Here is a 2998-nt window from a genome sequence, read left to right as displayed (position 1 = left end):
ACAATTCTACTACTAAAAGTTTCCCCTTAGTTCGTCGGTCGTTAACGCCCGTCGCTTGTCTGTACAATTGCGGTATTTCTACCACCACTAATTATAAACCTACGTTTTCGGTTTAACCTACTAAAAAACGCCCTAATAGGCGTTGGCAATACGTATTTATTTTTGTTCGATTACCAACCAATCAGTGGCACCAAGCCGAAGCTTCGTTTTACCACCCGCACCGTTAATGGTCGCGCTCACCATTCACCACCCAGCCGTACAGATGACCTTGTTGTGGTATAGCCAGACTTATTGATGTCGCACTGGCAAACGTGTCCCTTTAAGTTTATACCCCCTAGTTTGTCCTCTAGGGCTTTTAAAATCACACCGGCTGTGTTAGAATAACCGTATAGTGAATACGATATTCTGGTGGCGCGAACCGATTGCCTTCGGTTGGTGCTTTTTTTTATGCAGTTTTTTAGGTATTACTTCTTTGGAACTACTGACAGTGTACCCCATGATTCACCGTTAGTACAACAAACGGTGGAAATAATGTTAAAAACACATCATATAATAGGATTGCCGATACCATGATTATAGCCTTTTCATTGAACGGCTGTCAACAATTATATTTAATTTCCCTTTTTCCCTTTATCTATTTTTCCCTAAATGGAAATATTCCTAAATAGAATTATCCCTATATCCCTTTTTCTATTTAGGGATATTTTTAATTCCCATTCTGACAGTGTTCTCAGTTAATAAGTATCCCTTTTTCCCTTTATCCCAATTTCTATATATCCCTAATTCTATATATCTAAATAACTATTTAGGGAAATTTCCCTTTTGCTATTAAATTGTGGTATACTAATTAAAAATCAATTGGAGGTCGTTGTTATGGATATTCCAGACGTAGTAAAGGCTATACAGTCTCGTGATGAGGCATTAACCATTGTGGTTGGCAATCAGAAAGGTGGAGTAGGCAAGACGACTAACACGTATCTCATCGCTTATACCTTAGCTAAGATGGGTATACATACGTTGGTTGCAGACTTAGACCCACAAGCCAACGCAACCAAAACACTCATGTTAACTAAAAGTCAGCATGAGGATACTGTATATTCCATTAAAAAAACTCTGATGGTAGGCGTACAGGAGAAAGACCTAACAGACTTACCAGTTAGTATAATGGATAATCTTGACCTAATTCCCTCATACATTGATTTTCAGGACTTCACGAAATACTTGTACCAAAATACCAGTAATGAATATGAAGAAACACATCTGTTAGAACCCTTATTCCAGCCATTGAAGAATAAATATGATGTAATTCTGTTGGATGTGCCACCATTTAGTATTGAGATTACCCGTAATGCCGTTATCTTTTCAGACTTTGCACTTATCAGCTTGCAAACACACGATGATAGTCTATCCGGTGCAGAAGAGTATGTGAATACCCTTTCCAAACTTCAGCAAGAGTATCAGCTAGATATAGAGGTAATTGGTATCTTGCCAATGCTTCATGATGCCCGTAACGGTGTCGATCAGACAATCATACAATCAGCTAAGGATGAGTTTGGCAAAGAAAACGTATTCACGAATATTGTTACTCAAATGGCCCGGATTAAACGATTCCCAATTAATGGAATTACCGATAAGGACCGCTTCGATAAGCGAGTACTGGACAAGTACAAGAAAGTTACCGATGAGTTATTAAGCCGGATTGGCTTATTTATAAGTGATAATAGGGAGGCCAATGAAGATGCCCAATAAAAAACCGAACATTCTTCAACGAAGGGTTACCGGAGCGGTAAAGCCATCAGAGGAGTATCATGCAACAAATAAGGATATGAAAAAAGAGAAGAAAACTTCTTCTATGCCAAAGAACCAGAAAAAATCCATTAAGGTATCCGCAGAGACTTACAAGGATATGAACGTCCTGAAGACAATTGAACATGTTAGCTTCGACTACGAGATTATCCAGCTTCTTATTGACCAGTATTACAAGGATATGACCGAGGAACAACAGCGCAGGTATACCGTATTGCGGGAGAATATGTAAGCAGTGCTACATTAAAAATAAGAGAAAGAAGTAATAATGTGTTCAGAGACTTGTTCAAAATTGCGGCTGTTAGTCGCTGGTATCACCATGATGAGCATGCTAACCGGTCAGATAAAAGGAAATTAGAAGGTAAGTCCCAACTTTCATATTCTGATCTGAAAACGTTGCGGAAATCTTGCTTTTGGATATTCCTTATTAGTATTTTCCTCAACTGGGGCATGATCGGTGCGATATGTGCCATCGGCTGGATTGGATTATGGATTTATTCGCTGTTTTATTAACACCAATAAAAGACCTCATATCGCTATGATATGGGGCCTTTTTTATTGTTCCTTTATAGTTATCCAAGAAATACTTTGAGGGTAGCTGAGAGGACTCTGATAGCTTCTCATGGACGGTTGAAGCGGGGATTATTACTTTCTCATTAGGCTTAGCCAGTCCATTCTTATTATCTACACTAGCACGAGAATTTGTTACCATCTCAACTCCCGCCCATGGTAAAAATAATTGGAAACTTTTCCAAGCATCGTTAACCGTCTCATCAGGTATAATCTCAGATACCTCATTTTGCACAATTGATAACCCGGTATCTTTTACCGTTTTGACTGACAGAGAATGGCTGGTACCACGAATAATATCACTGAAGGCCATCATTAAGGTCAGTTGAATAGAATGGTTAACCTTGTCCACGAATACCTCCTGAGCAACGTCATCACCGAACCAGTACGTTACGGATGACTGACTAATGACCGAGTTAGCCGTTAATCCACAGGTATTAACCAGTGACCAATCAACCTTTGCCAAGGGGAAGACTACATATACCGGCTTATGTTTCCATACTTGTTGTGAGTCAATATACCGCTCGAAGTAAGGCTTGGAGAACGGTAGCGTCAAGAATCTTGTGTAAATGAAATGCCTTCGTACATATAATATGTATCTAACTTAAATAAATGATGCTTC

General features: G+C 39.1%; 3 protein-coding genes. 2 read left to right on the top strand and 1 reads right to left on the bottom strand.

Annotation, left to right across the window (positions count from 1 at the left end):
• Nucleotides 1–873 precede the first annotated feature (873 nt).
• Both EKM99_RS15495 and EKM99_RS15490 read left to right on the top strand, forming a co-directional pair.
• Nucleotides 874–1749, top strand: coding sequence for a ParA family protein (locus EKM99_RS15495; RefSeq protein ID WP_125584200.1), 876 nt, complete (start codon nt 874–876; stop codon nt 1747–1749).
• A gap of 76 nt (nt 1750–1825) precedes the next feature.
• Nucleotides 1826–2038 (top strand): hypothetical protein, encoded by a 213-nt coding sequence (locus EKM99_RS15490; RefSeq protein WP_225419889.1) that lies wholly within the window; start codon nt 1826–1828, stop codon nt 2036–2038.
• 207 nt (nt 2039–2245) lie between these two features.
• Here EKM99_RS15490 and EKM99_RS15915 read toward each other — a convergent pair whose 3' ends face one another.
• The gene (locus tag EKM99_RS15915) at nt 2246–2842 is read right to left on the bottom strand and encodes a hypothetical protein (protein WP_164511626.1); all 597 of its coding nucleotides are present in this window, start codon (nt 2840–2842) and stop codon (nt 2246–2248) included.
• Nucleotides 2843–2998: the final 156 nt, after the last annotated feature.

The sequence above is a fragment of the Levilactobacillus cerevisiae genome (assembly GCF_003946245.1).
Lineage (GTDB): Bacteria > Bacillota > Bacilli > Lactobacillales > Lactobacillaceae > Levilactobacillus > Levilactobacillus cerevisiae.
This window is presented reverse-complemented; position numbering and strand designations above follow the sequence as displayed.

Coding starts and splice junctions, on each gene's coding strand:
- EKM99_RS15495 (WP_125584200.1), top strand. CDS start 874: ATGGATATTCCAGACGTAGTAAAGGCTATACAGTCTCGTGATGAGGCA.
- EKM99_RS15490 (WP_225419889.1), top strand. CDS start 1,826: ATGAAAAAAGAGAAGAAAACTTCTTCTATGCCAAAGAACCAGAAAAAA.